We start from the raw sequence: 23,619 nt of genomic DNA, 5'->3' as shown, positions 1-23,619 counted from the left end.
TCGGCGCAAAAGGCCTGCTATATGGTCAAAAAGGAGACGGATACGGTGCTTTTTACCCTTAAAAAATACATCGGCGGCCTGATGCTGCCTCTGCCTTTTTTACTTTTGCTGATCGGGCTGGGCATTGCGCTGATCTGGTTTAGCCGCTGGCAGAAAACCGGCAAAGTTCTTATCAGCGTCGGATGGCTGGTTTTATTGCTGTTGAGCATGCAGCCCGTAGCCGATCGCTTTTTACAACCGATCGAAGAGACCTACCCGACCTGGCGCAACACGCAGCCGGTAAAATACATCGTGATTCTCGGCGGCGGTTACACCTGGAACGACGCGTGGGCACCGAGTTCTAACCTGATTAATAACAGTCTGCCGCGTCTGACGGAGGGCATTCGTCTGTGGCAGGCCAACCCCGGTTCAAAAATTATCTTTACCGGTGCGGCGGCGCAAACCAATCCGGTCAGCACGGCGGAAGCTGGCGCGCGCGTCGCTGAAAGCCTGGGCGTGCCGCGCAGCGCCATCATGACGCTGGATCAACCGAAAGACACCGAGCGGGAAGCGCTTGCGGTAAAACAGGCGATTGGTGATGCGCCTTTCCTGCTGGTGACATCGGCGTCTCATCTGCCACGCGCCATGATTTTCTTCCAGCATGCTGGCCTGCATCCATTGCCAGCACCGGCAAACCAGCTGGCAATTACCTCTCCGCTTAATCCGTGGGAACGCATTATCCCCTCCCCGGTGTGGCTGATGCACAGCGACCGGGTGGGTTATGAAACGTTAGGGCGTATCTGGCAGTGGTTGAAAGGCAGTTCAGACCAGCCAGGGGAGCAGTGATTTCGAGGCAAGATCGAAGTTAGCGCGGTTAAACCGTCCGGTATTCACCAACTGCGCCACTTCATCCCATAACAGATAGAGCCAGCGCCGCCACAGAAAGGATTCCGCAACCGGCGCGCGCTGAAGATAATGCCAGAGCAATCCTTCTGCCTGCGCACCGTCCACCAGCCGGAACAGTTCATACTCACGCGGCGCCCAGAGCATAATGCCAGGCCCAACCATTGCCAGTAACTGGTCGCTGCGGGCATCCTTCAACATACTGCGCAAGTTAAAACTGCCATGCACCAGCACGCAGTTATCGTTAAAACCATCAAACAACGCGGGTAGACACTCGCGAGTACGAAACAGCATGCGCTTATCCTGCATCGTCAACCCGGTGTTGTGATACTGGTTGAGCGTGGTCCACAGCACTTCCACGCGCTGGCGATACCAGGAAGGCCAGATGTTTTCCTGGGTACTGTCAACGGTGCCAACACAACCGTGGCTATCCTGGCGGTGCCAGAAAAGTAATGCCTCAACGATTTGATCTTTGAGTTGCTCCCAGCGCTCAGGCGTGCGTGCTGGGGCTTCAACCGGTACGCCGCGTAAACGTTCGATGAGCAGCACATCCGGCCCTGGATGCTCTTCGTGCGTCATGACACCATAAACAACCGGCATGCGGACAGCCCCACCACGCGCCAGCATTGATATCTTCCAGGCTAACTGGCGCGCAATGCCAGGCGTTGAAAAACTTCGTGCCAGCAGCGGCATCGGATTTCCCTGGCTGTCATACAGCGACCAGAGTGCGGAATCCGGCTTTTCGCTGACGCACTCCATGCGACTCAGTTTTTCACCCAACAGATGACTCAGTTCAGCGCGCAGTTGTTCCATAGCAGATTGCCCTCACAAAGATGACTGCTTTTATAATGAGCGCCGATAGCACAGATGTCATCCAGATGAGATCAAAACAGCATGAGAATTTCGCCGGCAAGCGACAAATCCCCTCCGAATGGAGGGGATGGAAGGATTAACGCAGCTCCTGACGGACGCGCGCCAGATCTTCAGGGGTATCCACACCGGTACCCGGCACCACACTGGCGACGGCAACGTGGATTTTCTCGCCGTACCAGAGCACGCGCAGTTGCTCCAGCATCTCTATCTGCTCAAGTGGGCTGGTTTGCCAGCTGACATAACGGCGGATAAAACCGGCGCGATAGCCATAAATGCCGATATGACGCAGGAAAGTATCGCCAATCGTCTCGCGAGATTGTGCGAAACGGTCGCGATCCCAGGGGATCGTGGCGCGGGAGAAATAGAGCGCGTAACCTTCGGCATCCATAACCACTTTCACTGCGTTCGGATTGAATGCCTCTTCCGCACTGTGGATAGGTACCGCCAGCGTTGCCATCCCAACATCACGCGCGGCAAGGTTTTCTGCCACCTGGCGAATAATCGCCGGGGGGATCATGGGCTCGTCACCCTGCACATTGACGATGACGGTATCGTCACTGAAACCGCATTTTTCCACGACTTCTGCAAGGCGTTCCGTTCCGGACTGATGATCGGCGCGGGTCATACAGACTTCACCACCAACCGCCTGCACCGCATGCATCACCTCTTCGTTGTCCGTCGCCACGATAATACGCTCAGCGCCGGATTCACGGGCGCGCTCCAGCACATGCACTACCATGGGCTTACCGTTAATATCGACTAAAGGTTTGCCGGGCAAGCGAGTGGAAGCATAACGCGCGGGAATGATAACAACGAAACTCATGGCCGGCTCTCTTCCGCAGTTAATGAACGCGCTTCAGTTTCCAGTAATACCGGAATACCGTCCCGCACCGGATAGGCGAGGCTGTCGATTTTGCAGATTAGTTCTTGTTTATCCTGGGTGTAATTCAGTTTGCCGTTACACACCGGGCAGGCAATAATTTCAAGTAAACGGTGATCCATCTTTCCTCCTGATACACCGATAATTAACGGTTTAAGCTTATCATATTCATTTCTTACGCCGCGTCTATTTCCAGCCCGGCACGGCATGCGGCAAATAACCCCGCAGGCAGCCGCGTGAATGAAACCCGCAACGCTCCCTGCCAGCGGGCAAACTCGGTAATAGCACCTAACAGCCCCTTTTCCAGCGAATGTCCGGGCTTAACGCCATCTTCCAGATAGAGCGCAATAATCTCCAGCATGCCCTCTTTACGGTGCATTTTTGCATCCATACGTCCCACCAGACGCCCACGATGCAACAATGGCAACACAAAATAGCCAAATTGCCGTTTAGGGGCCGGGGTATAGCACTCCAGACGGTAGCTAAAATCGAACAGTTGTTCGGCTCGTTTACGATCCCATACCACCGGATCAAATGGTGAAAGCACCGCGCTGTGAGTAGCAACAAGTTTGCCAGCCTGCGCCTGTTCAAGTAGCGGCATCAGAGAAGAATGTATCCAGGCCGGCCCGAGCTGTTCGACATTCACCGGAAAGATGGTTCCAGCCTCCTGCATTTTTTCCAGCACGAGCGGCAGGTTCACCTGGCGCAGGCGATAGTAATCCGCCAGCCACTGCGCGCGAAACAGCCCTAAACTGCGGGCGCTGTTTTCCAGCATCTGATACTCCGCAGCATCCTGTGACAGCAGGTCGCGCGTATCATCCCAGTGCGGCACAACCCGCTGCGTTAAATCATAAACACGCTGGAAATTGCGACGTTCCACCACCATCACTTTTCCGGCCGTAAATAGCCCTTCCAGATGCCGCTTATGCGGTTTCCATTCCCACCAGCCGCTGGTACCTTTACGTGGATGTTCAAAATCAGCCGAACGCACCGGGCCATTTTGCTCAATATGCGCAATGAGCTGCTCGATTTCCTCCGCATGTTCCTGCATCCACGCTTCGCGATACTTCCAGCCCATTTTATCTGGCGCCAGCATGCGATGGCGCACCAGCGCAAAATCCTCGCGCGGTAAAAAACAGGCTTCATGCGCCCAATACTCCATCAAATCACCGTTGCGTAGCGCATCATCAAGCCAGTGCTGGGGGTAGTGTCCAAGGCGGCTAAAAAGCACCAGATAAGGGCTGCGGGCAACAATATTAATGGTGTCAATTTGCAGCAGCGACATGCGCTGAATAGTGGAGAGAATATCGTCCGGTTTTGCCCGACGGGAAGGTTTACGTAATAGCCCCTGGGCTGCGAGGTGCAGATGACGAGCAGCAGTCAGAGAGAGTTGCGGCACGGACATGAGAGTTCCTGTTAAGTAACAGGGCGCGGCCGATACGACAACCGTCAGCGCGCCAGAGTGAACAATTCCTGCAGTAATTCTTGCGCCTGCTCGCCCTCAAGCTGCGCGTCTACAGGCAAATACCACCAGTTATCCTCAGCAAATGACCGACACTTTACCGCGTCTTTTTCGGTCATCACCAGTGTTTGCCCAGGTTTCACCAGTGGCTTAACATCATGCAGCGTTAACGCCTGATGATCGGCAAGCGCCACCGTCTGTTGCAGCGTCGCACCGCACTCGGTGAGAGTAGCAAAGAAACGCGGCGGATGACCGATTCCTGCCATCGCAACAATATTGGTCAATGTGTGAACTTCACGGCGTTCGCCGGTAAGCAGATTAACCGCCAGCCCAGGCCGCAAGCGCATCGGGATCTCTCCCGCTCTGGCTACACCGCCGTTGGTAATGATGGCATCCACACTTTTTAAGCGCGATGCCCGCTCGCGCATCGGCCCTGCGGGCAACCACCAGCCATTACCAAAACGCCTGACGCCATCAACAACGACAATTTCCTTATCCCGCGCCAGCTTATAATGCTGCAAACCGTCATCAGTAATGATCAGTTGTACCGGGTATAGAGCAAGGATCGCACTGACGGCGTCACTTCTGACGGGGGAAACCGCAACCGGCGCGCCAGTACGTTGATAAATCAGAACCGGTTCATCCCCCGCCTGGGCCGTAGAGGTTTCAGATGTCAGCACAAGCGGATAACGCTCCGCTTTACCGCCGTAACCACGCGACACCACACCAACACGGATGCCACGCTGCTGTAGTTGCTCCACCAACCAGATAACAACGGGCGTCTTACCGTTGCCTCCTGCCGTCAGATTGCCGACGACCACAACAGGAACAGGCGCACGCCAGGATTTTTTTAAACCAATGCGGTAGGCGAAACGAATAGCACCGCTCACCAGGCCGTAGAGCCAGGAGAGCGGTAGCAACAGTAACCACAGGGGGGATTCACCGGACCAGATGCGTGCAATCATTCGCCAAACTGCATTTTGTGAAGTTGAGCATAGACACCACGTTGTTCCAGCAAATCCGCGTGGGTGCCACGTTCAACGATACGTCCATCTTCCACCACCACAATTTCATCGGCCTGTTCGATGGTCGACAAACGGTGAGCAATAACCAGTGAGGTACGGTTCTTTTGCAGCTCGTTCAGTGCGGCCTGAATGGCACGTTCAGATTCGGTATCCAGCGCCGAGGTCGCCTCATCAAGAATGAGGATCGGACTGTCGCGCAGCAGCGCACGGGCAATCGCAATGCGCTGGCGCTGACCGCCTGAAAGCAGCACACCATTTTCCCCTATTATTGTATCCAGCCCCTCATCCATCTTATTGATAAAGTCGTAGGCATAGGCCATTTTCGCTGCTTGCTCAATCTCTTCGCGGCTGTACTCTTCGGTACGCGCATAAGCAATGTTATTGGCAACCGTATCATTAAACAGATGTACGTTTTGCGACACCAGCGCAACCTGGTCACGCAACGAAGTGAGCTTATATTCGCGTAAGTCGTGGCCATCCATCAGGATTTGCCCTTCGTCGACATCATAAAAACGCGTGATCAGGCTTGCCAGCGTCGACTTACCCGAACCGGAACGCCCCACCAGGGCGACGGTTTTGCCCGCCGGAATCGTCAGGTTGATATTGCGCAATGCTGGCGTTTCACGCCCCGGATAGGTGAAAGTCACGTTGCGAAACTCAATATCGCCGCGCGCACGTTCAATCACACGCGTGCCTTCGTCTTTTTCTTGCTCGCTATCCAGAATCGCAAATAGTGTCTGGCAAGCCGCCATCCCACGCTGGAACTGAGCATTGACGTTGGTCAGGGATTTCAAAGGACGCATGAGCGCGATCATGGAAGAGAAGACCACGGTAATCGTACCGGCCGTCAGGGTATCCATTACGCTTGGGAAACTGGCGGCATACAGCACAAACGCCAGCGCCAGCGATGCGATAAGCTGAATAACCGGATCAGAAATTGACGATGCCGAGACCATTTTCATGCCCTGCAGGCGCATCTTGTTACTGACTTTATCAAAACGGCTGGTTTCGACTTCCTGGCCGCCAAACATCAGCACTTCTTTATGCCCTTTCAGCATCTGCTCCGCACTGGTGGTCACCTGGCCCATCGTGTTTTGCATATTTTTACTGATATTCCGGAAGCGTTTGGAAACCACGCGAATCGCTATCGAAACGATAGGTGCCAGCACAATCAGGATCAAAGAGAGCTGCCAGCTGTACCAGAACATCATGATAAAGAGACCAATGATCGAAGCCCCTTCACGCACGACGGTAATTAACGCGCCGGAGGAAGAAGAAGCGACCTGTTCAGAATCATAGGTAATACGCGAAAGTAAAGTACCGGTGGATTGCTTATCAAAGAATGAGACCGGCATGCCCATCATATGGCTGAACAGGCGACGACGCATGGTCATCACCACTTTTCCGGAAACCCAGGAAATGCAGTAACTGGAGATGTAGCTGGTGATACCACGCAGGATCATCAGCCCAATAACCACCAGCGGCATCCACAGCAGCACAGAGCGGTCGGTTTTACCAAAACCATCATCCAGTAATGGTTTGAGCAGCGATAGCATAAAGGTATCGCTGGCTGCGTTGAGGATTAACGCTATCCCCGACACGATCAGACCCGCTTTGAAAGGCGCAATAGTTGGCCATAATCGGCGGAATGTCTGCCACGTGGAGAGATCTTTGTCGTTATGCATTCAAAAAACCAGCACTTGTTGAAATAGCCGCATATTCTACCCGTTATCACTGGGGACGCCAAACCACTGATGATACCAACGCGGTAAAAGTTGATCTCGTAAGCTATGGATTTCCCAGCCCTGTGGCGAAAACGATACCGTTATCTGCCCTTGATGCGGCGTGTCGTACCAGCGATATCCCTGCTCACGGTAACGATCAATCACCTTTTTCGAAGGGAACCGCCACGCGTTGTAACGCGACGCCGAGGCCAACGCAGCCTCGCCGCCAATTCGCTGCACAAAGGGCAGCGACGATGAACTATTGCTTCCATGGTGAGGCACCTGCACTAGTGTAGACTGCAAATGCGTCCAATAGTGACTCAGCATCGCCATCTCCCCCGACGCTTCAATATCCCCTGTGAGCAGGAAGCTGTGTTGGCCGTCATCGACTCTGACTACACAAGAACGGTTGTTACCTTTCGTCCCGGCACCGCTTAGCGGCCAATGAACGGTAAAGGTTAACCCCTGCCACTGCCATTGCTGGCCACGAAAGCATGGTTGATGAGCAGCCCAGCCCAGTGGGCTACGAACCCATAATTGGGGCCAGGCATTCATCAGTGAGTCCAGTCCACCACGATGATCCAAATGTTCATGACTCAGAATAATGCCTTCAGGCTGTAACGCATGCCAGCGTAGCCATGGAATAATTAACTGCCGCCCACTATCACCGCCGGGCCACGCAACACCTGTATCATAAAGAATTGCTTTACCATTACGTTCAATTACCATTGCCAGGCCCTGCCCAACGTCCAGCATATGCACCGCCCACTCCCCCTGCCGTTCTGTGCGCCAGAACGGCAGAGTAAGCAATGTCAGGCATGCCAGACACAGCGCCGGGATCCTCCGCCATAAATGCAAACGCCAAACAATCAGCGCCAGCCACGGTAACCAGGCCAGCCACTGCCAGCGCATATCCACATTAAGCCAACCGGCGGGTAGCCAATGCAGAAAAGCAAACAGGAAATCCAGTGTCTTATCTGCAAGGTACCAGCAAGCCAATTCCCCCGTTGCAGGGCCAACCAGGTGCAGCAACATTCCCAGTAAAATGAGCGGTACGGTAATAAAAGTCACCAACGGGATGGCCAGCAAATTTGCCGCTAACGAGCTCAGGCTTATACCGTGGAAAATTGACAACTGCATAGGGAACAGTAGTAGCGTCATCCCTACTTGTAGATGAAGCAAATTAATACTGCCCTGGACCAGCCGGGTATGTTGTTTTGTAGAAGCGGGTAACCATTGATACCAAAACAGCAGCGCGGCTACTGCGAAAGCGGACAGCCACAGGCTGGTTGATAGCACGGCAAGGGGATCGGCGAATAAGATAGCGGCAATGCAACAAAGCCATACCTGCCAGGGCGACCACAATCGCCCGGATAGCCGTAACGCGGCCCAGACGCTAAGAGAAATAGCGGTACGCAATGCAGGAGGTTGTAGTCCGGTCAGCCAGGCGTAACTTACTGCAAACCCTACGCCAATAAGCAATGGTAAACGCCAGCCAATCCAGCCGCCGGGAAAGAAAAATTGCATGCCACGAACAATCAGCCAGCCCAACATTGCCGCCAGAGCAATATGTAGCCCTGATATCGCCATTAAATGCGCCGTACCGGTTTGCCGCATTATCTCTTTGACACTGGCATCCAACGTTGCGCGTTCGCCCATGCCTAACGCCAGTATCACCTGCCGCCAGGAATATTTAGTCAGAGTTTCGGTTAATGATTGAAGGTAGCGCGCACGCCATGTGCACTGGGGTTCGGTCAGACGGGCATCAATAAAACGGCCACTCAGCGGCAGATGGGAAGCCATTGCATAACGTTGAGAATCGAAACCGCCATCATTCAATTGCCCATGGACGGCATGTGTTCTAATCGTCATTGTCCATCGCTGACCGGTACAAACTGGTTCAGGCAAATACTGACCATAGAAGCTTATTCCTGGTGACGGAAACAGGCGCTTGCCATCCAGACGGGTAATTTTACCCCAATGCCGGGTCATATGATCCGTATCGGTAATTACCACTTCAACCTGGTGATTCGCTCCAGGTAGTTGCTCTGCAGGCCAGACAGCCTGCATTGCTGCCAGCACTCCCCATGCAAAGGCAAGTAACGTGACAGCGCAATAACGCAACAGACGAGGCCGAAAACACGCGATCAGACATCCAATGGCAATGACAACCCACACACATCCTGGCGTGGGTAGTGAAGGCAACCACTCTAATGGCAAAATGCCAATAATCAGGCACATAGCTAATGCCGGTAACGTCATGCATACCTCCTTGTCGCGTGGAGAGTATGCCCACTGTCGCCAGTACTTTCTGGCTGAGATTACCGTTTTGCGGTGCAGGCTGGTTGCTTTCGACACACTTACAAAGCGTCTGCAAAATTGTGCGAAACAGCTTCAGAAATAAAGAGGCCAGAGAAACAAAAAAAGCACCCATAGGTGCTTTTTCTGTCGAAGTGAATTTCAGCGTATAGCTAAAAATTACTCATAAATATTGGCGCGGTCGCGTAATTCTTTACCCGGTTTAAAGTGCGGAACGTATTTTCCTTCCAGATCCACTTTATCGCCTGTTTTCGGGTTACGCCCGGTGCGAGGTGCACGATAGTGCAGGGAAAAACTGCCGAAACCGCGGATCTCAATGCGCTCGCCCTGGGCAAGAGTAGAGGCCATATGCTCCAGCATCTCTTTTACAGCATCTTCCACAGCTTTAGCCGGAATATGCGACTGCTGGCTTGCAAGTCTTTCAATCAATTCTGACTTGGTCATGATTCCTCCGGTTTCCTTCAACGCAAAATTAGCTTTACTAGCTTTAACAAGGGCGGCCGTAGCCGCCCTTTGTCATTGATTACAGGACGAATCCTGTGATCTGTCAAGTAACTCATCATCGTTCACGCTGCTGCCATGTGACTTACGTCCTGGTACAGCGTAAATAATTCAGAGCGCTTGATATTACTCGCCTTTCGCTGCTTTGAAAGCTTCAGCCATAGCGTTAGAGAAGTTGCCTTCTTCCTGTTTGTTGTTAACAGAAGCGATTGCATCTTTCTCGTCAGCTTCGTCTTTCGCACGAACAGACAGGCTAACTACGCGGTTTTTACGATCAACACCGGTGAATTTAGCTTCAACATCGTCGCCAACATTCAGAACCAGAGTTGCGTCTTCAACGCGGTCACGGGAAGCTTCAGAAGCGCGCAGGTAACCTTCAACGCCGTCAGCCAGTTCTACGGTTGCGCCTTTAGCGTCAACTGCAGTGACTTTACCGTTTACGATTGCGCCTTTCTTGTTCAGTGCAACGTAGTTGTTGAACGGATCTTCTGCGAGCTGTTTAACGCCCAGAGAGATACGCTCACGCTCTGCGTCAACCTGCAGAACAACAGCTGCGATTTCGTCGCCTTTTTTGTATTCACGAACTGCTTCTTCGCCTGCAACGTTCCAGGAGATGTCAGACAGGTGAACCAGGCCATCAATACCGCCGTCCAGGCCGATGAAGATACCAAAGTCAGTGATAGACTTGATTTTACCTTCAACGCGGTCGCCCTTGTTGTGGGTTTCTGCGAACTGCTGCCACGGGTTGGATTTGCACTGTTTCAGGCCCAGGGAGATACGACGACGTTCTTCGTCGATATCCAGAACCATAACTTCCACTACGTCGCCAACGTTAACAACTTTGGACGGGTGGATGTTTTTGTTGGTCCAATCCATTTCGGAAACGTGAACCAGGCCTTCAACGCCTTCTTCGATTTCAACGAAGCAACCGTAGTCAGTCAGGTTGGTCACGCGACCAGTCAGCTTGGTGCCTTCCGGGTAACGTTTAGCGATAGCTACCCAAGGATCTTCGCCCAGCTGTTTCAGGCCCAGGGAAACACGAGTACGTTCGCGGTCGAATTTCAGCACTTTAACAGTGATTTCATCGCCAACGTTTACGATTTCGCTCGGATGCTTAACGCGTTTCCATGCCATATCGGTGATGTGCAGCAGGCCGTCAACGCCACCCAGATCAACGAATGCACCGTAGTCAGTGAGGTTCTTAACGATACCTTTAACTTCCATGCCTTCCTGCAGGTTTTCCAGCAGCTGATCGCGCTCTGCGCTGTTTTCGGATTCGATAACCGCACGACGTGAAACAACAACGTTGTTACGTTTCTGGTCCAGCTTGATTACTTTGAATTCAAGCTCTTTGCCTTCCAGGTGCAGCGTGTCGCGGACCGGACGAACGTCTACCAGGGAACCTGGCAGGAACGCGCGAATACCGTTCAGCTCAACAGTGAAGCCGCCCTTGACTTTGCCGTTGATAACACCGGTAACAGTTTCAGCATCTTCGTAAGCTTTTTCCAGCGTGATCCAAGCTTCATGACGTTTAGCTTTTTCACGGGACAGCAGGGTTTCACCGAAGCCGTCTTCTACTGCATCCAGAGCAACGTCAACTTCGTCACCAACCTGGATTTCCAGCTCGCCCTGGGCGTTTTTGAACTGCTCTGCCGGAATGGCGGACTCAGATTTCAGACCGGCGTCAACCAGAACTACGTCTTTGTCGATAGCAACAACAACACCACGAACGATAGAACCCGGGCGGGTTTCGATTTCTTTCAGGGACTCTTCAAAGAGTTGAGCAAAAGATTCAGTCATATTGATAATCTTCAGGATTCTTCAATTTAACGTCCACCTGGCTTCATGCCGGATGGGGTTGTTTCACATGCCTGCTCACACTCCATTGCAGCAGGTACTACGAATTCGGTCGCTTACGCGAGAGCCAATTTTTGGCGAGCATATTGTAGCGCTTTCTCAATCACTTGCTCAATACTTAAACTGGTTGAATCCAGTACTAAAGCATCGGCAGCGGGAACCAGCGGTGCAACAGGGCGGTTTCGATCGCGATCGTCACGTTCCTTTATCTCGGCCAAAAGGCGTTCAAAGTTAACACTAAAGCCCTTCTCCTGCAACTGTAGCATGCGTCGATGCGCACGCTCTTCAGAAGAGGCGTCAAGAAAAATTTTTACCGGCGCATCCGGAAAAACCACCGTCCCCATATCACGCCCGTCGGCGATAAGACCCGGCGCGTCACGGAATGCGCGCTGACGGCGTAATAACGCTTCACGAACTCGCGGAAAAGCCGCAATCTGCGAGGCCGCATTCGCCACGTCCTGCGTACGGATTTCGCTGCTGACATCTTCGCCTTCCAGAATAACTTCCAGATGGCCATTCGTTGACACAAAACGCACATCCAGGTGCGCTGCCAGCGGAACCAAAACATCTTCGGAAGAAACATCGACATGGTGATGCAGCGCGGCCAGCGCCAGAACACGATAAATTGCGCCTGAGTCCAACAGATGCCATTGCAACGCTTCCGCCATTGCCTTGCAAAGCGTGCCTTTACCCGCGCCGCTTGGCCCATCAATGGTGATTACCGGGGCAATTGCCGTCATCTTTCTCTCCTTAATCAAGGCATACCGTTACATAACCGCGCGCATTATACGCGCCAATGGTCACAACCGTTACTGTTGCGTGCGAATAACCGAAGAGGATGCAGCTGAGTGTAGAATAATTGCGCGGGAAGCGGGCTGATTTACACCAGCCCGCAAGAAGATGAGTTATGCCAGCGTACTAATACGGGCTAATTGCTCAAAATAGTCCGGGAAGGTCTTCGCTGTACATTTAGGATCAAGAATGGTGACCGGCGTATCAGACAGCGCCACCAGCGAGAAGCACATCGCCATACGGTGATCGTTATAAGTCCCGATTTCCGCAAGCTGCAGTTTGGCAGGCGGTGTCACGCGAATATAGTCTTCGCCCTCTTCCACTTCGGCCCCGACTTTACGCAGCTCTGTCGCCATCGCGAACAAACGATCGGTCTCTTTCACGCGCCAGTTATAAATGTTGCGCAGAGTGGTCGTGCCTTTGGCAAACAGCGCTGTCGTCGCGATAGTCATTGCCGCATCGGGAATGTGGTTCATATCCATATCGATGGCGTTCAACTCACCACGCGTGCAGGCAATATAATCATCGCCCCAGGCAACGGTCGCGCCCATTTTTTCCAGCACATCGGCAAAACGAATATCGCCCTGCACGCTGTTACGGCCGATACCTGTGACTTTCACCGTACCGCCTTTGATGGCGCCGGCCGCGAGGAAATAAGAAGCTGAAGACGCATCGCCTTCCACCAGATAATGGCCCGGTGACTGGTATTGCTGCGCACCACGCACAACAAAGCGTTGATATTGCTGGTTTTCGACCTCAACACCGAAGGTCTTCATCAGATGCAGCGTGATATCAATATACGGTTTGGATACCAGGTCACCTTTGATGGTGATAACCGTGTCGTTGGGTGCCAACGGGGCGGCCATTAGCAATGCGGTTAAAAACTGGCTGGAAACGCTGCCGTCGACGCTGACTTCACCGCCAGTAAAGCCACCGCGCAGATGCAGCGGCGGATAATTTTCCTGTTCGAGGTAGTCAATCTTTGCCCCGCCCTGACGAAGCGCATCGACCAGATGGCCAATCGGACGCTCTTTCATGCGCGGCTCGCCAGTCAGCACAATATCGTTCTCGCCAAGGCACAGCGCTGCAGCCAACGGACGCATGGCGGTTCCTGCATTACCCAGAAACAGCTCCAGTTTTTCGGCTGAGTGCAGCGGACCGCCACCCCCTGTCACTTCACAACGGGTACGATCGGCAGACAACGTGTAATGAACCCCCAGTGCGCTGAGGGCATTGAGCATGTGGCGCACATCATCACTGTCCAGCAGGTTAGTCAGAACAGTCGTGCCACGAGCGAATGCGGCCAGCAACAAGGCGCGGTTGGAGACACTTTTTGAACCAGGCAGATTGATGGTGCCATTTACCCGCGCGATGGGTTGTAACGTCAGGGATTCCATGAAACTTCACTCTCAACAAACAGAAGAAAACCCCCGCAGTAAAACTACGGGGGTACGTCAAAGCAGTGTAATTAACCGTGGCGGCGTTCGAAATCGACCATAAAGTCAGTGAGCGCCTGTACGCCCGCCAGCGGCATTGCATTATAGATAGAGGCGCGCATCCCGCCGACAACACGGTGGCCTTTCAGCGCATGCAGACCCGCAGCGAACGACTCCTCAAGGAAGACTTTATCAAGCGCGCTGTCCGCTAGCTGGAACGGCACATTCATGCGTGAACGGTTCGCTTTTGCGACGTCGTTGCGATAGAAATCGCTGTTGTCGATCACCCCGTAGAGCAACTCGGCTTTTTGCTGGTTAATTTTATCCATTGCCGCCACACCGCCCTGTTTTTTCAGCCACTTAAACACCAGCCCGGAGAGATACCAGGCAAAGGTTGGCGGCGTGTTAAACATTGAGTCGTTTTCATTCAGCACGGTGTAATCAAGGATCGACGGGCAAGCCTGATGCGCTTTACCCAGCAGATCTTCGCGCACAATTACCAGCGTCAAACCCGCCGGGCCGATATTTTTTTGCGCACCTGCATAGATCACACCGAAGCGGCTGACGTCAATCTGACGAGAGAGAATTGTTGAGGAGAAGTCAGCGGCGACGATCACATCACCGAAGTCCGGCGTTTCATCGATCGCAATACCGTCAATCGTTTCATTCGGACAGTAATGCAGATAGGCCGCATTATCGCTCAATTGCCAGTCACGCATCGGTTTCACCGCGCGCAAACCATCAACAGTGATTTTGGCGTCAATAACGTTCGGTGAGCAGTATTTTTTCGCTTCTTTAACCGCGCTCGCCGCCCAGTAGCCCGCATCAACGTAATCAGCAGTGGTTTTATCGCCCAGCAAGTTCAGCGGAACGCCCGCAAACTGGCCGCGTCCACCGCCGTGACAGAACAGAACCTTATAGTTAGAGGGAATATTCAGCAGGTCGCGAAAATCCTTTTCTGCTTCTTCCGCCACGTGGATAAACTCTTTACCACGATGGCTAATTTCCATCACCGACGTTCCAAGACCTTGCCAGTCGCACAGCTCTTGTTGCGCTTGTTTGAGCACATCCGCCGGTAATACTGCCGGGCCAGAACTAAAATTAAAGACCTGAGTCATTTCCCCTCACCACGCTATAAAGCAATAAGTTATTCCTGTGACATCGGTTTTATCATTCAGCGCTACGCGCCGCAACGGGTAATGGGCGCCAGCGGCAAGATGTGCGCTAACTCACATAGCAGAAAGTTTTGTTTGCTCAGCGCAGACCCGATAAAAACGCTGTTATGTCACGCGAACAGCCCGGCTTGCCTTCGACCATTCCGGATTTGCACAACGCGGGCAAGATTGCTTTTCCCCTTTTTGCATGGCAACAATTTTACTGCAGCGGACACAAACATAGTCCCCCGCTTCGGGAACCTCTGTGAAACGCTCACTGCATCCTTCAGGCAAAATACATAACCCGGGTTTCACCTCATCGTCCGGGAAGTAGTAAACGCTAATTTGACCGTTGGTTTCCATTATTGCCAGGCGAATCTGTCCGAGTTGTTCCACGCCACTTAAACGTAGCTCCATAAAGAATTCGAACTCCGTCATGTTCTCCGCATGCACTTTTTCCCATGCCAGTTCGCCGTTCTCGACGATGACAACCGGTTTGCCTTCCAGCAAATCCTCCAGTTTTTCGCTGTGCGACATCAGCCACATCACAAACCGATAGAGCACCGCTAAAGTGATAAAAACCACCAGCACCGGCAGCATGGGTACATCGTCGTAGAAAGCGACATCCCCGGCGGCCGATCCCAGTGTCAGGATTATCAACACCTCAAACAGGGACATCTGGCGTACGCCACGTCGCCCGGTGATTTTGAGAAATAAAAAGACCAAAACAAAGGTATAGAGACTACGCAGTGCGACTTCCCCGAGAAAATCAAGGGGGACCTTGTCGAGCGCCATACGGTGCAGATCAAACGCTTTCATTTTTTATGCCTGAACAGTTCGTTACTTTTCTTAATCATAGCCAGAAGTTTTATTTTCGTCGGTCAGACGTGGAAGATAGCGTCAGTCACGCAAAACCCGTATCATTGCGCGCTTTACGTACGAAAAAAGTGACCGCCATGACTCAAACATTTATTCCCGGCAAAGACGCCGCACTGGAAGATTCCATCGCCCGCTTCCAGCAAAAGCTCACCGATCTCGGCTTTAACATCGAAGAGGCCTCATGGCTGAACCCGGTGCCAAACGTCTGGTCTGTACATATTCGCGATAAAGAGTGCGCGCTGTGCTTCACCAACGGTAAAGGTGCGACCCAAAAAGCTGCGCTGGCCTCTGCGCTGGGCGAGTATTTCGAGCGTCTGTCCACCAACTACTTCTTCGCTGATTTCTGGCTGGGTGATGAAATCGCACAGGGCCCATTCGTTCATTACCCGAATGAGAAATGGTTCCCGCTGCCAGAAGATGACTCCCTGCCGGAAGGCATTCTGGATGCGCGTCTGCGCGCTTACTACGACCCGCAGAACGAACTGGCTGCCGGGATGCTCGTTGATCTGCAGTCCGGCAACGATGAGCGCGGTATCTGCGCCCTGCCGTTTACCCGCCAGTCTGATGAGCAGACGGTTTATATCCCGATGAATATCGTCGGTAACTTATACGTTTCTAACGGCATGTCCGCCGGGAATACGCGCAATGAAGCCCGCGTGCAGGGGCTGTCCGAAGTATTCGAACGCCATATTAAAAATCGCATTATTGCCGAGAGCATCAGCCTGCCGGAAATCCCGCAGAATGTGCTGGCGCGCTATCCGGGCGTTGTCGAAGCGATTGCCAAACTGGAAGCGGAAGGTTTTCCGATCTTTGCTTACGACGGTTCGCTGGGCGGTAAATATCCGGTTATCTGCGTTGTCCTGTTCAACCCGGCTAACGGCACCTGTTTTGCCTCTTTTGGTGCGCACCCTGATTTCGGCGTGGCGCTTGAGCGTACCGTTACCGAGCTGCTGCAAGGCCGCGGGTTGAAAGATCTGGATGTGTTCACACCGCCAACCTTTGATGATGAAGAAGTGGCAGAGCATGCCAACCTCGAAACGCACTTTATCGACTCCAGCGGTTTGATCTCATGGGATCTCTTCAAGCAGGATGCGGATTATCCGTTTGTTGACTGGAGCTTCGCAGGCACGACGGAAGAAGAGTTCGCCACACTTATGGCTATCTTTAAGGCGGAAGATAAAGAAGTCTACATTGCCGATTATGAACATCTGGGCGTTTACGCCTGCCGTATTCTGGTGCCTGGCATGTCCGATATTTATCCGGCGGAAGATCTGTGGCTGGCGAACAACACCATGGGCAGCCATTTGCGCGAAATCATCCTCTCTTTACCAGGCAGTGAATGGGAAAAAGAGGAGTACCTCAACCTTATCGCACAGCTTGATGACGAAGGTCATGATGACTTTACCCGCGTTCGCGAACTGTTGGGTCTGGCGACCGGTAAAGACAATGGCTGGTACACGCTGCGCATTGGTGAACTAAAAGCGATGCTGGCGCTGGCAGGCGGCGATTTGGATCAGGCATTGGCCTGGACTGAATGGACGATGGAATTCAACGCCTCGATCTTTAGCGCCGAACGGGCCAACTACTACCGCTGCCTGCAGACATTATTGTTACTGGCACAGGAAGAGGATCGCGAGCCGTTGCAATACCTGAATGCATTCGTACGTATGTATGGTGCGCAAGCGGTTGAAGCTGCCAGCGCCGCGTTAAGCGGTGAAGCGCCGTTCTACGATCTCCAGCCTGCGGACGGTTCGCTGAAAGCCTTCCCCGCACACCAGTCTTTGTTAGCGGCTTACGAAAAATTACAACGCGCTAAACGTGCGTTCTGGTCGAAATAACGACAAGTAGTACGACAATATGTAGGCTTAATGAACGGTCTACGCTATATTACGGGGCAATTTCATTGCCCCTTTTTATTTATTATTTGGCGATGACAGCCATATGTAATATTAAAGTTAAATATGGGTAAATATAATTATCCATTAAAACTAATATTGTTACTTATTATGGTGATTACTCCATTTTAATTAACTGTTGTTTGGGAGACCGCATAAAAAAATTCAACTCATTTTGTAATTCTTAAACTTTATTTTTATTTTGATAATCAACAAGTTACTCCGTGATCGTAGAAAAACCATACGCTTTGCGGTCCTATAAGCCAGGCGAGATATGATCCATATCAAATTCTCTTCTATAATGCTTTGTTAGTATCTCGTCGCCGACTTAATAAAGAGAGAGTTAGTGTGAAAGCTGACAACCCTTTTGATCTTATTCTTCCAGCCGAGATGGCCAAAGTTGCCGAAGAAGCTGGTGTCTATAAAGCGACTAAACATCCGCTTAAGACTTTCTATCTTGCGATTACCGCAGGTGTGTTTATCTCCATTGCTTTCGTGTTCTACATCACCGCCACCACAGGTACCGGCGCAATGCCGTACGGTATTGCTAAACTGATCGGTGGTGTCTGCTTCTCCCTGGGGCTGATCCTTTGCATCATTTGCGGTGCCGATCTCTTTACTTCAACCGTACTGATTGTCGTGGCAAAAGCCAGTGGGCGTATTACCTGGGGGCAGCTGGCCCGCAACTGGATTAACGTCTATATCGGCAACCTGGTGGGTGCGCTGCTGTTTGTGCTGTTAATGTGGTTGTCTGGCGAGTATATGGTCGCCAACGGCGGTTGGGGCTTAAACGTACTACAAACCGCAGACCATAAAGTACATCACACCTTTGTTGAAGCCGTGGCGCTGGGCATTCTGGCTAACCTGATGGTGTGCATGGCCGTGTGGATGAGTTATTCCGGCCGCAGCCTGATGGATAAGGCCATGATTATGGTTCTGCCGGTGGCGATGTTTGTTGCCAGCGGTTTTGAACACAGTATTGCGAATATGTTTATGATCCCGATGGGTATTGTAATTCGCAACTTTGCAAGCCCGGAGTTCTGGACCGCCGTTGGCTCCAGCCCGGAAAATTTCTCTCACCTGACCATTATGAATTTCATCACTGATAACCTGATCCCTGTAACAATCGGGAATATCATCGGTGGAGGATTATTAGTCGGGTTGACATACTGGGTCATTTACCTGCGTGGCAACGATCATCATTAATGGTTGTTTCAGGCAGTAAATAAAAAATCCACTTAAGAAGGTAGGTGTTACATGTCCGAGCTTAATGAAAAATTAGCCACAGCCTGGGAAGGTTTTGCGAAAGGTGACTGGCAGAAAGAAGTCAACGTACGTGACTTTATCCAGAAAAACTACACCCCGTACGAAGGCGATGAGTCCTTCCTGGCTGGCGCTACTGAAGCGACCACCAAACTGTGGGACAAAGTCATGGAAGGCGTTAAACTGGAAAACCGCACTCATGCGCCAGTTGATTTTGACACCTCCGTTGCATCAACCATCACTTCTCACGACGCGGGTTACATCAACAAGTCATTAGAGAAAATCGTTGGTCTGCAGACTGAAGCTCCGCTGAAACGCGCAATCATTCCGTTCGGCGGTATCAAAATGGTTGAAGGTTCCTGCAAAGCGTACAACCGCGAACTGGATCCTGCGCTTAAAAAAATCTTCACCGAATACCGTAAAACCCACAACCAGGGTGTATTCGATGTTTATACCAAAGACATTCTGAACTGCCGTAAATCCGGTGTTCTGACCGGTCTGCCGGATGCTTACGGCCGCGGTCGTATCATCGGTGACTACCGTCGTGTTGCCCTGTACGGCATCGACTTCCTGATGAAAGACAAATACGCTCAGTTCCAGTCTCTGCAGTCTGATCTGGAAAATGGCGTTAACCTGGAAGCAACTATCCGTCTGCGTGAAGAGATTGCTGAACAGCATCGCGCACTGGGTCAGATCAAAGAGATGGCAGCGAAATACGGCTGCGATATCTCTGGTCCGGCTACTACTGCTCAGGAAGCCATTCAGTGGACTTACTTCGGCTACCTGGCTGCGGTTAAATCTCAGAACGGCGCGGCAATGTCCTTCGGTCGCGTATCCACCTTCCTGGACGTGTACATCGAACGTGACCTGAAAGCAGGCAAAATCACTGAGAAAGACGCTCAGGAAATGATTGACCACCTGGTCATGAAACTGCGTATGGTTCGCTTCCTGCGTACCCCTGAATATGATGAACTGTTCTCCGGTGACCCGATTTGGGCAACTGAATCTATCGGTGGTATGGGCGTTGATGGCCGTACACTGGTTTCCAAAAACAGCTTCCGTTTCCTGAACACCCTGTACACCATGGGGCCGTCTCCGGAACCGAACATCACTGTTCTGTGGTCTGAAAAACTGCCGCTGAACTTCAAAAAATTCGCTGCGAAAGTCTCCATCGACACCTCTTCTCTGCAGTACGAGAACGATGATCTGATGCGTCCGGACTTCAACAACGACGACTACGCGATCGCATGCTGCGTAAGCCCGATGGTTGTTGGTAAACAAATGCAGTTCTTCGGTGCTCGCGCTAACCTGGCGAAAACCATGCTGTACGCCATCAACGGCGGCGTTGATGAAAAACTGAAAATGCAGGTTGGTCCGAAATCTGAACCAATCAAAGGCGACGTGCTGAAGTACGACGAAGTAATGGATCGTATGGATCACTTCATGGATTGGCTGGCTAAACAGTACGTCACCGCGCTGAACATCATCCACTACATGCATGACAAATACAGCTACGAAGCTTCACTGATGGCGCTGCACGATCGCGACGTTATCCGTACCATGGCTTGCGGTATTGCAGGCTTGTCCGTAGCGGCTGACTCCCTGTCTGCTATCAAATACGCGAAAGTTAAACCGATTCGTGACGAAGACGGTCTGGCTATCGACTTCGAAATCGAAGGCGAATACCCGCAGTTTGGTAACAACGACGCTCGTGTTGATGATCTGGCGGTTGACCTGGTTGAACGTTTCATGAAGAAAATTCAGAAACTGACCACTTACCGCAACGCTATCCCGACTCAGTCTGTTCTGACCATCACGTCTAACGTTGTGTACGGTAAGAAAACCGGTAATACCCCGGATGGTCGCCGCGCTGGTGCTCCATTCGGACCGGGCGCTAACCCGATGCATGGCCGTGACCAGAAAGGTGCTGTTGCCTCTCTGACTTCCGTTGCTAAACTGCCGTTCGCTTACGCTAAAGATGGTATCTCTTACACCTTCTCTATCGTGCCGAACGCGCTGGGTAAAGACGACGAAGTACGTAAAACCAACCTGGCTGGTCTGATGGATGGTTACTTCCACCACGAAGCGTCCATCGAAGGCGGTCAGCACCTGAACGTGAACGTCATGAACCGCGAAATGCTGCTCGACGCGATGGAAAACCCGGAAAAATATCCGCAGCTGACCATCCGTGTTTCTGGTTATGCCGTACGTTTTAACTCCCTGACTAAAGAACAGCAGCAGGATGTTATTACCCGTACTTTCACTCAGACCATGTAATGGTATTGACTGAAACTACGCAGTAAAAAGCGTATAATAAAGGCTCCACGACTGTGGGGCCTTTTTAACACCTGAAGTGTGCTTCGTCAGCCATCTATCCTTGCTGGATGTCTGCCAAAACAGACTTAGCGCAGAAGGAATCAAACTGCGCAGACACAGGCCCCGGATGGGCCACATCTGGAGAAAACACCGCAATGTCAGTTATTGGTCGCATCCACTCCTTTGAATCCTGCGGCACGGTCGACGGCCCGGGCATTCGCTTTATCACCTTCTTCCAGGGCTGCCTGATGCGCTGCCTGTATTGCCACAATCGCGATACATGGGATACGCACGGCGGTAAAGAGATAACCGTTGAAGAACTGATGAAAGACGTCGTGACCTATCGCCACTTTATGAACGCTTCTGGCGGCGGCGTAACCGCATCCGGCGGTGAAGCCATCCTGCAGGCGGAATTCGTTCGTGACTGGTTCCGTGCTTGTAAAAAAGAGGGCATTCATACCTGTCTCGACACCAACGGCTTTGTGCGCCGTTACGATCCGGTGATTGATGAATTGCTGGAAGTGACCGATCTGGTGATGCTCGATTTGAAACAGATGAACGATGAGATCCATCAGAATCTGGTCGGCGTATCTAATCACCGGACCCTCGAATTCGCCCAGTATTTATCGAAGAAAAATATCAACGTATGGATCCGTTACGTCGTTGTACCCGGCTGGTCTGACGATGACGATTCCGCGCATCGCCTTGGTGAATTTACCCGCGACATGGGCAACGTCGAGAAAATCGAACTCCTGCCCTATCATGAGCTGGGCAAGCATAAATGGGTGGCGATGGGCGAAGAGTATAAGCTGGATGGCATTCACCCGCCGAAGAAAGAGACCATGGAGCGCGTTAAAGGCATCCTGGAGCAGTACGGTCACAAAGTGATGTACTGAGCCATCCCTGAGACAAAAAAGCCACAACTGATTGTTGTGGCTTTTTTATTTATCAAGCGGCGTACATCAGGCGTGCGCCACCGGCGTTGGGTGATGTCCTGCTTTGCGCATCAGCATCACCAGATAGATAAACGACACACCCGCAATCATGATAAACAGCAAACTATCAGAGTAGCTTTGCATCAGCATTGCGGTCAGCGTCGGACCAAGCAGGCTGCCAATGGTGTAACTCAGCAACAGCGCCTGGTTCATTGCCACCAGCTGGTGATGTTCCACTTTCTCACAGGCCCATGCCATCGCCACCGGGTACAGAGTAAAGCCTGCGGTTCCGAGCACAAAAAGTGCAGGAGCCATGGCTGCATTACTCAACATCGCAAAACATCCCACGATCACGACAAACACCTGCACACGCAGCACCAGCAGGCGACCAAAACGATCTGCCAGTCGCCCAATCGGCCACTGCCCTACAATACCGGCACTGACCATCAGCGCCATCCAGAAACCAATCCCCGAATCGCTGATCCCCTGATGCGAAAGATAAAGCGGCATCAAGCCGTACAGCGAACCAAGAATGATCCCGGAGATGATGCAACCATTCACGCCCAGGCGAGCATGACGCAGACGCAGCATCGGCCACACCGAGGTCGGAGCCTGCTCTTCACTCTGCTGGTTGACAATGCGGGTAAACAGCAGCGGCAGGATCGCCGTTAATACCAGCGCAGTCGTCCACGGCAGTACGCTCATCAGATCTGTCGGCAACTTACTGACCATCACCTGGCCAAGCACTGTGCCGACGTAGTAAACCATCATATAAGCTGCTAACAGGCGCCCACGATTGCGTGATGTGCCGCTGCACATCAGAGCACTTTCCACGACCACCCAAATCATCGCGCAGCCCACACCAGCGACAAAGCGCCAAACCATCCAGCTCCAGAAACCAATCATTAGCCCCAGGCCAACACAGCCTGCGGCAAAAATCAGCGAAGCAAGATAATAGCTGCGGTTAAAACCCAGACGGCGAATTAAACGGCCGGTCAGTAACGTCCCCAGCAAATTGCCAGTGAAATAGGAAGAACCCACCATCCCAACCTGCCAGGTCGGTAAATTTTCGTGGGCGAGCCAGAGCGGTACGAGCGTATTTAGCGTCGCGATCGCCAGCGTCAACAGCATTAAGCCACAGAGCAATAACAGCACTGGCCGGGTATAGATGGACATGGATAAAAACCGTGAGGAAGTTCAGTTTGCGTGCGCATCATGCCACCGGTAAGAACATTGTCAATCCACGGATTTTGGACGCTGACTGTTTTGCACCACGACGATTCGTAAAACTTATCCAGCATTGGGCTTAAAAGAGAATGACATGATTCACGCTATTGAAAATAAAAGAATAGTTTTGCTAACAGGCAGAATTATCGGTCGAAAAAATTCATGATGAATGCCGACATAAAAAAGGCTGAAACTGGTA

The 23,619-nt window shown here is 52.1% G+C and carries 19 protein-coding genes; 5 read left to right on the top strand and 14 right to left on the bottom strand.

Annotated elements, in window-relative coordinates; genetic code table 11:
• Positions 1-45 precede the first annotated feature (45 nt).
• The gene (gene elyC, locus IP581_RS07815) at positions 46-825 is read left to right on the top strand and encodes an envelope biogenesis factor ElyC (protein ID WP_086872148.1); all 780 of its coding nucleotides are present in this window, start codon (positions 46-48) and stop codon (positions 823-825) included.
• Here the strand turns inward: elyC and IP581_RS07810 are convergent.
• From IP581_RS07810 to IP581_RS07750, 13 genes are all read right to left on the bottom strand, one after another.
• A complete protein-coding gene (locus tag IP581_RS07810; RefSeq protein ID WP_086871916.1) occupies positions 802-1,695 on the bottom strand; it encodes a YcbJ family phosphotransferase in 894 nt (297 codons plus the stop codon). The two genes, elyC and IP581_RS07810, sit on opposite strands and share 24 nt — an antisense overlap.
• Positions 1,696-1,831: 136 nt before the next feature.
• On the bottom strand, positions 1,832-2,578 hold the full coding sequence (gene kdsB, locus IP581_RS07805; protein WP_017456194.1) for a 3-deoxy-manno-octulosonate cytidylyltransferase: 747 nt from the start codon (positions 2,576-2,578) through the stop codon (positions 1,832-1,834).
• A complete protein-coding gene (gene ycaR / locus IP581_RS07800) occupies positions 2,575-2,757 on the bottom strand; it encodes a protein YcaR (protein WP_020457241.1) in 183 nt (60 codons plus the stop codon). The genes kdsB and ycaR overlap by 4 nt, the downstream gene beginning before the upstream one ends.
• A gap of 53 nt (positions 2,758-2,810) precedes the next feature.
• The gene (locus tag IP581_RS07795; protein ID WP_193822192.1) at positions 2,811-4,040 is read right to left on the bottom strand and encodes a winged helix-turn-helix domain-containing protein; all 1,230 of its coding nucleotides are present in this window, start codon (positions 4,038-4,040) and stop codon (positions 2,811-2,813) included.
• A 44-nt stretch (positions 4,041-4,084) separates the two neighbouring features.
• Complete coding sequence (lpxK, locus tag IP581_RS07790; RefSeq protein WP_193822191.1) at positions 4,085-5,062, bottom strand: tetraacyldisaccharide 4'-kinase; 978 nt, start codon at positions 5,060-5,062, stop codon at positions 4,085-4,087.
• Positions 5,059-6,807: a lipid A ABC transporter ATP-binding protein/permease MsbA gene (gene msbA / locus IP581_RS07785; protein ID WP_065368878.1), complete on the bottom strand. Its 1,749-nt coding sequence runs from the start codon at positions 6,805-6,807 to the stop codon at positions 5,059-5,061. Before msbA ends, lpxK begins: the two co-directional genes overlap by 4 nt.
• Positions 6,808-6,843: 36 nt before the next feature.
• Positions 6,844-9,108 (bottom strand): ComEC family protein, encoded by a 2,265-nt coding sequence (locus IP581_RS07780; protein WP_193822190.1) that lies wholly within the window; start codon positions 9,106-9,108, stop codon positions 6,844-6,846.
• A 216-nt stretch (positions 9,109-9,324) separates the two neighbouring features.
• Positions 9,325-9,609 (bottom strand): integration host factor subunit beta, encoded by a 285-nt coding sequence (gene ihfB, locus IP581_RS07775; protein ID WP_007374142.1) that lies wholly within the window; start codon positions 9,607-9,609, stop codon positions 9,325-9,327.
• 183 nt (positions 9,610-9,792) lie between these two features.
• The gene (gene rpsA, locus IP581_RS07770; protein WP_017456188.1) at positions 9,793-11,466 is read right to left on the bottom strand and encodes a 30S ribosomal protein S1; all 1,674 of its coding nucleotides are present in this window, start codon (positions 11,464-11,466) and stop codon (positions 9,793-9,795) included.
• 113 nt (positions 11,467-11,579) lie between these two features.
• Complete coding sequence (cmk, locus tag IP581_RS07765) at positions 11,580-12,263, bottom strand: (d)CMP kinase (RefSeq protein WP_017456187.1); 684 nt, start codon at positions 12,261-12,263, stop codon at positions 11,580-11,582.
• Positions 12,264-12,428: 165 nt separating this feature from the next.
• Positions 12,429-13,712 (bottom strand): 3-phosphoshikimate 1-carboxyvinyltransferase, encoded by a 1,284-nt coding sequence (gene aroA, locus IP581_RS07760; protein WP_193822189.1) that lies wholly within the window; start codon positions 13,710-13,712, stop codon positions 12,429-12,431.
• 71 nt (positions 13,713-13,783) lie between these two features.
• Positions 13,784-14,869, bottom strand: coding sequence for a 3-phosphoserine/phosphohydroxythreonine transaminase (serC, locus tag IP581_RS07755; RefSeq protein WP_086871905.1), 1,086 nt, complete (start codon positions 14,867-14,869; stop codon positions 13,784-13,786).
• A gap of 162 nt (positions 14,870-15,031) precedes the next feature.
• Positions 15,032-15,724, bottom strand: coding sequence for a DUF421 domain-containing protein (locus tag IP581_RS07750; RefSeq protein ID WP_193822188.1), 693 nt, complete (start codon positions 15,722-15,724; stop codon positions 15,032-15,034).
• Between the two features lie 137 nt (positions 15,725-15,861).
• Between IP581_RS07750 and ycaO the strand changes: the two genes are divergently transcribed.
• The 4 genes from ycaO (at position 15,862) to pflA (ending at position 22,154) form a co-directional block, all read left to right on the top strand.
• The gene (ycaO, locus tag IP581_RS07745) at positions 15,862-17,622 is read left to right on the top strand and encodes a 30S ribosomal protein S12 methylthiotransferase accessory factor YcaO (protein ID WP_193822187.1); all 1,761 of its coding nucleotides are present in this window, start codon (positions 15,862-15,864) and stop codon (positions 17,620-17,622) included.
• 405 nt (positions 17,623-18,027) lie between these two features.
• Positions 18,028-18,885, top strand: a complete 858-nt coding sequence (gene focA, locus IP581_RS07740; protein ID WP_141399339.1) for a formate transporter FocA — start codon at positions 18,028-18,030, stop codon at positions 18,883-18,885.
• A 51-nt stretch (positions 18,886-18,936) separates the two neighbouring features.
• Positions 18,937-21,219 carry a formate C-acetyltransferase gene (pflB, locus tag IP581_RS07735; protein WP_097400214.1) on the top strand — a complete coding sequence of 761 codons (2,283 nt, stop codon included), beginning with the start codon at positions 18,937-18,939 and terminating at the stop codon, positions 21,217-21,219.
• Between the two features lie 194 nt (positions 21,220-21,413).
• Complete coding sequence (gene pflA, locus IP581_RS07730; RefSeq protein WP_020457230.1) at positions 21,414-22,154, top strand: pyruvate formate lyase 1-activating protein; 741 nt, start codon at positions 21,414-21,416, stop codon at positions 22,152-22,154.
• Between the two features lie 66 nt (positions 22,155-22,220).
• Here pflA and IP581_RS07725 read toward each other — a convergent pair whose 3' ends face one another.
• The gene (locus tag IP581_RS07725) at positions 22,221-23,369 is read right to left on the bottom strand and encodes an MFS transporter (protein WP_020457229.1); all 1,149 of its coding nucleotides are present in this window, start codon (positions 23,367-23,369) and stop codon (positions 22,221-22,223) included.
• Positions 23,370-23,619 lie beyond the last annotated feature (250 nt).

Origin of the sequence: Kosakonia pseudosacchari (assembly GCF_015167415.1) — a bacterium.
GTDB lineage: Bacteria > Pseudomonadota > Gammaproteobacteria > Enterobacterales > Enterobacteriaceae > Kosakonia > Kosakonia pseudosacchari.
The sequence above is the reverse complement of the archived record's forward strand: the minus strand, read 5'-3'. Positions and strand labels throughout refer to the sequence as shown.

What these genes read in the sequence shown, in the direction of transcription:
- IP581_RS07810 (WP_086871916.1), bottom strand. Translation starts at nt 1,695, where the DNA reads ATGGAACAACTGCGCGCTGAACTGAGTCATCTGTTGGGTGAAAAACTG.
- kdsB (WP_017456194.1), bottom strand. Translation starts at nt 2,578, where the DNA reads ATGAGTTTCGTTGTTATCATTCCCGCGCGTTATGCTTCCACTCGCTTG.
- ycaR (WP_020457241.1), bottom strand. Translation starts at nt 2,757, where the DNA reads ATGGATCACCGTTTACTTGAAATTATTGCCTGCCCGGTGTGTAACGGC.
- IP581_RS07795 (WP_193822192.1), bottom strand. Translation starts at nt 4,040, where the DNA reads ATGTCCGTGCCGCAACTCTCTCTGACTGCTGCTCGTCATCTGCACCTC.
- lpxK (WP_193822191.1), bottom strand. Translation starts at nt 5,062, where the DNA reads ATGATTGCACGCATCTGGTCCGGTGAATCCCCCCTGTGGTTACTGTTG.
- msbA (WP_065368878.1), bottom strand. Translation starts at nt 6,807, where the DNA reads ATGCATAACGACAAAGATCTCTCCACGTGGCAGACATTCCGCCGATTA.
- IP581_RS07780 (WP_193822190.1), bottom strand. Translation starts at nt 9,108, where the DNA reads ATGACGTTACCGGCATTAGCTATGTGCCTGATTATTGGCATTTTGCCA.
- ihfB (WP_007374142.1), bottom strand. Translation starts at nt 9,609, where the DNA reads ATGACCAAGTCAGAATTGATTGAAAGACTTGCAAGCCAGCAGTCGCAT.
- rpsA (WP_017456188.1), bottom strand. Translation starts at nt 11,466, where the DNA reads ATGACTGAATCTTTTGCTCAACTCTTTGAAGAGTCCCTGAAAGAAATC.
- cmk (WP_017456187.1), bottom strand. Translation starts at nt 12,263, where the DNA reads ATGACGGCAATTGCCCCGGTAATCACCATTGATGGGCCAAGCGGCGCG.
- aroA (WP_193822189.1), bottom strand. Translation starts at nt 13,712, where the DNA reads ATGGAATCCCTGACGTTACAACCCATCGCGCGGGTAAATGGCACCATC.
- serC (WP_086871905.1), bottom strand. Translation starts at nt 14,869, where the DNA reads ATGACTCAGGTCTTTAATTTTAGTTCTGGCCCGGCAGTATTACCGGCG.
- IP581_RS07750 (WP_193822188.1), bottom strand. Translation starts at nt 15,724, where the DNA reads ATGAAAGCGTTTGATCTGCACCGTATGGCGCTCGACAAGGTCCCCCTT.
- ycaO (WP_193822187.1), top strand. Translation starts at nt 15,862, where the DNA reads ATGACTCAAACATTTATTCCCGGCAAAGACGCCGCACTGGAAGATTCC.
- pflB (WP_097400214.1), top strand. Translation starts at nt 18,937, where the DNA reads ATGTCCGAGCTTAATGAAAAATTAGCCACAGCCTGGGAAGGTTTTGCG.
- pflA (WP_020457230.1), top strand. Translation starts at nt 21,414, where the DNA reads ATGTCAGTTATTGGTCGCATCCACTCCTTTGAATCCTGCGGCACGGTC.
- IP581_RS07725 (WP_020457229.1), bottom strand. Translation starts at nt 23,369, where the DNA reads ATGTCCATCTATACCCGGCCAGTGCTGTTATTGCTCTGTGGCTTAATG.